The following is a 4381-nucleotide window of genomic DNA, read 5'->3' on the forward strand; positions in this document are numbered from 1 at the left end:
GAGGGCCAGCGTCACGACGGCGAGGGTGCGGAAGCGGCTCACACCCCGATTCCACCGCGCCGGCGTGAACGCGGCGTGAACGCGACGCGGGGGCCTTCCGAAGCTCGCGTCAGGAGAGCGGCTTGACCTCGAGGTCGTCGGCACCCGCGGACACGGTCGCGAAGGCCGTGTATCCGTCGGCCGCCGAGCGCTCGAGCAGTGCCTTGACGTTCTTCGTGCGTCGCTCGAGCCGAACCCGGGCACCATCGGCGATGAGCGCGGCCTTGTGACGGACGAGCTCATGCACGGGAACGTCGGCGTCGTGGATCAGCACGACCGCCTCGGCCGCAGCATCCACCTCATCGGCGATCAGATCGACGAGCCGCTCGAAGCCCAACGAGAACCCGACCGCGGGCACCTGCTGCCCGAGGAATCGACCGATCATGCCGTCGTACCGCCCGCCGCCGCCGAGCGAGTATGCGACAGACGGGTGCGCGAGTTCGAAGATCGTGCCGGTGTAGTACCCCATGCCGCGCACGAGGAACGGGTCGAAGACGAGCGGGATGTCGGACTGACCACGCCCCGCAGCGACGGCCTCGCCGATGCCGACCAGGTGCTCGATCAGTTCGGCAGGGGCGCCATCGGGCAGCGCCTTGCGAATCTGACGCTCCCCGAACGGGTTGTACTCCATCGTCTGCGGCCGCCGCAGGAAAGCGTCGAAGGCGTCGGCGGCAGCGGTCGAGGCACTGCGCTCATGCAGCTCGGCGGCGACTCCTTCCGGACCGATCTTGTCGAGCTTGTCGATCGTGATGAGCACGCCCGGACGCTCCTCGGCGGTGAACCCGAAGGAGTCCAGCATCCAGTCCAGAACGCGTCGGTCGTTGATCCGCACGGTCGCGCCCTCGAGACCCAGGGCGTCGACCGCGTCGAGCGAGGCGACCATCAGCTCGGCCTCGGCACGAGACGAGTCGTCTCCCATGATGTCGATGTCGCACTGCACGAACTGCCGGTAGCGGCCCTTCTGAGGGCGCTCCGCACGCCAGACCGGGCCGATCTGGATCGAGCGGAAGACGGTGGGGAGCTGGCCGCGGTTGCTCGCGTAGAAACGTGCGAGCGGGACGGTGAGGTCGTAACGGAGGCCGAGGTCCGAGAGGGCAGCAGGGTCTTCGGCGGCCGCACGGATCGCGTCGGCGTCGAGCCCGCGCCGCAGGATGTTGTACGAGAGCTTCTCGTTGTCGCCGCCGATCCCGGCGTGCAGGCGGTCGTAGTCCTCGACCACGGGAGTCTCGATCTCGTCGAATCCGTGCGCGAGGTAGCGCTCGCGGATGACGGAGAGCACGCGCTCACGGCGGGCCTTGTCGGCGGGGAGGATGTCGCGCATGCCGCGCGGCGGGTTCACAGTAGCCACGCGTCCATCTTCCCAGGTCGGGCACCCCGGCCGTGCGTCAGGAGCCGGCTTCGGCCGCCCGGACGTCGTCTTCGAGCGCGCGGAGCCGTTCGCGCAGTGCACGTTCCGCGTCCCAGCCCTCGGCGCGCGCGGTCGCCACGAGCGCGAGCAGTGCCTCACCGAGGTCGGCTTCGGATGCCGGGGGCACGGCCGTCGATGCCGGTGCGATCGCCACACGGACCCCGGCCGCGCGACCGACGAGCTTCTGGGCGAGCGCGAGTGCCGGCATCCCCCGCGGCACGCCGTCGAGCACGCTGCGGCGGGTCCGCTTCTCCGCGGCCTTCGCCGCGTTCCAGTGCACCAGCACCTGCTCGGGCGTCTCGGCCACTTCTCCCGCGAAGACGTGCGGATGCCGGCGCACCATCTTCTCGGTCAGGGTGCGCGCCACGTCGTCGATGTCGAACGGGTCCTCCGGATCCTGCGCCGCGATCGCCGCGTGGAACAGCACCTGCCACAGCAGGTCTCCGAGCTCTTCGCGGAGGTCGTCGCGGGTGCCGGACTCGACCGCGTCGATCACCTCGTGCGACTCCTCGATCAGATACGGCACGAGGTCGCGGTGCGTGATCTGCTGCGACCACACGCAGCGGTCGCGGACCGCGTGCATGGTGTCGGCGGCGGTGCGGAGCGGGTCTTCCCCGTCAGCACGGGACTCAGACGCGGGCTGCGAGTTCACGCGACCTCCTTCGGTCGGTCCGGATCCGGCTCCGCGCTCACGACGAGGCGGATGCGACCCGACGGTACCAGCGTGCCCGCAGCGACACGATGAACCCGGAGAGGACGAGCGCGATCAGCGAGCCCACGAGCACACCGAGGATCGCCTGGTCGCGGATGCCGCCGTCACTCGCGAAGGCGAGGTTGGCCAGGAGGAGCGAGACCGTGAAGCCGATACCGCCGAGCGCACCGGCCGCGAGGATGTCGGCGAACGGCAGCGCAGGATCTGCGCCCTTCGGACGGATGCGCATCGCGATCCAGCCGAACAGCGAGATGCCGATGATCTTGCCGACGGGCAGCGCCACCACGATCGCCCAGAACGCGGGTGACAGCTGCGTGATCGACACCGCCGGGATCACGACGAACGCCGCGACGAAGGCGAAGACGGGGAGGATCGCGCCGTTCACGGTCGGCTCCAGCGCGTGCCGCGCGCGACCCGCGGGGACCGGCGACATGACGAGCCCGAGCAGCACCCCGGCGATCGTCGCATGGATGCCGGAGGAGGCGACGAGACCCCAGGTGATGACACCCACCACGACCATGGCGACCGCGATGAGCGGGTGCCCCTTCGCGTGCAGGACACGGCTGAGCGCCCAGAACACGGCGACACCCACGACCGCGAGGCCCAGCAGCAACCACTGCACGTCGTCGGCGAAGAGCACCGCGATGAAGATGATGCCGATGATGTCGTCGAGGATCGCCAGGGCGAGGAGGAACACCCGAACGCGCGAGGGCAGCCCCTTGCCGAACATCGCCAGCACCCCGAGAGCGAAGGCGATGTCGGTCGCCGTCGGGATCGGCCAGCCCGACGACGTGGAGCTGTCACCGCCGGCGATCAGCAGATACACCGCGATCGGGACGACCACTCCGCCGCCCGCGGCGATCGCCGGCTGCACGGCCTTGCGCGGCGAATCGAGCTCGCCATGCGTGAGTTCGTGACGCAGCTCGATCGCGACGACGAGGAAGAAGATCGCGAGGAGGCCGTCGGACACCCAATGCGAGATCGACAGATCGAGCGCGGTGCCCGGCACCGCGATGTGGAAGTCGAGGAACGCCGCCAACCCGTCGTGCGTCGGCAGGTTCGCGAGCAGCAGGCCGAGGCCGGCGGCGACGAGAAGGAGGACGGCGGGGAACTGCTGACCGCGGAGGGGGTTCGCTGAGATGCGCATCCCCTCCATCGTAGGTCGCCGGGATATCGCCGCGCCCGCGGTCTCGCTGCGTCGCTCCGGCGCCGGGCGTCATGCGTGCAGGACACCCCCACCGCCCGGGATACTCTCGAAGGGTGACCCCCGCACACTCTTTCTCCGAGCCCACGAACACCGAGGCGATCCGTGTGATCGGCCGATTCGAAGCCGGTCGCGGCACGCCGGATGCGATGCGCACCGATGTCAGGATGCTCGGGCAGCTGCTCGGGCAGGTGCTGCGCGAAGCCGGCGGCGACGGCCTCTTCGAAGACGTCGAGCGTCTGCGCCTCGCGACGATCCAGGCGTACGACGAGGAGACGCCCGACGCGTTCGAGCGTGCCGCGGCGATCGCCGAGTCGTTCACGATCGCCAGGGCCGACGAGGTCGCCCGGGCCTTCACCTGCTATTTCCACCTCGTGAACCTGGCCGAGGAGCACCAGCGCGTTCGCGTGCTGCGTGAGCGCGCCGGACAGCCGGGACGGGAGGATGCCGCCGACACCGTCGCGACCGCCTATGCCCGACTGCGCAGCGAGGTCGGCGACGAAGAAGCCCGCCGCCGCCTGGACGGCCTCCGCTTCCACCCGGTCTTCACCGCGCACCCGACCGAGGCCCGCCGCCGCGCCGTCTCCTCGAGCATCCGCCGCCTGTCCGAACTGCTGACCCAGCACGACGCGGCGAGCGCCGGCGGATCCGAGGAGCACCGCGCCCGCCGCCGGATGCTGGAGGAGATCGACACTCTCTGGCGCACCGCGCCGCTGCGATCGCAGAAGCCTTCCCCGACGGACGAGGTCCGCACCGTGATGGGCGTGTTCGACGAGACGCTCTTCACGACCGTGCCCCACGTGTACCGCCGCATCGACGACGCTCTGCGTGGCGAGGACTCCGGATCCAGCGCCCCGGTGGTGCCCGCGTTCGTGCGCATCGGCTCCTGGGTCGGCGGCGACCGCGACGGCAACCCGTTCGTCACGGCCTCCGTGACGCGTGAGGCCTCGCAGATCGCGGCCGACCACGTCCTGCGCGGCCTCGCGCGCGCGCTCGACCGCATCGGCCGGGCCCTCCC

The 4381-nt window shown here is 70.5% G+C and carries 4 protein-coding genes; 1 reads left to right on the plus strand and 3 read right to left on the minus strand.

Going from position 1 to position 4381, the window contains the following annotated elements; translation table 11 throughout:
• Window positions 1-109: 109 nt before the first annotated feature.
• The 3 genes from hisS to nhaA form a co-directional block, all read right to left on the minus strand.
• Entirely contained in the window at window positions 110-1360 is a 1251-nt protein-coding gene (gene hisS / locus ACNPM4_RS05220; RefSeq protein ID WP_448984943.1) for a histidine--tRNA ligase, read from the minus strand.
• 64 nt (window positions 1361-1424) lie between these two features.
• On the minus strand, window positions 1425-2030 hold the full coding sequence (locus ACNPM4_RS05225) for a nucleoside triphosphate pyrophosphohydrolase (protein ID WP_448984944.1): 606 nt from the start codon (window positions 2028-2030) through the stop codon (window positions 1425-1427).
• Window positions 2031-2136: 106 nt separating this feature from the next.
• A complete protein-coding gene (nhaA, locus tag ACNPM4_RS05230; protein WP_448984938.1) occupies window positions 2137-3306 on the minus strand; it encodes a Na+/H+ antiporter NhaA in 1170 nt (389 codons plus the stop codon).
• 113 nt (window positions 3307-3419) lie between these two features.
• On the opposite strand from nhaA, the gene ACNPM4_RS05235 reads away from it, so the two are divergent.
• On the plus strand, window positions 3420-4381 hold a 962-nt coding region (locus tag ACNPM4_RS05235), incomplete at its 3' end, for a phosphoenolpyruvate carboxylase (RefSeq protein ID WP_448984939.1).

Source organism: Microbacterium umsixpiens (genome assembly GCF_053543675.1).

Coding starts and splice junctions, on each gene's coding strand:
- hisS (WP_448984943.1), bottom strand. CDS start 1,360: ATGCGCGACATCCTCCCCGCCGACAAGGCCCGCCGTGAGCGCGTGCTC.
- ACNPM4_RS05225 (WP_448984944.1), bottom strand. CDS start 2,030: ATGCACGCGGTCCGCGACCGCTGCGTGTGGTCGCAGCAGATCACGCAC.
- nhaA (WP_448984938.1), bottom strand. CDS start 3,306: ATGCGCATCTCAGCGAACCCCCTCCGCGGTCAGCAGTTCCCCGCCGTC.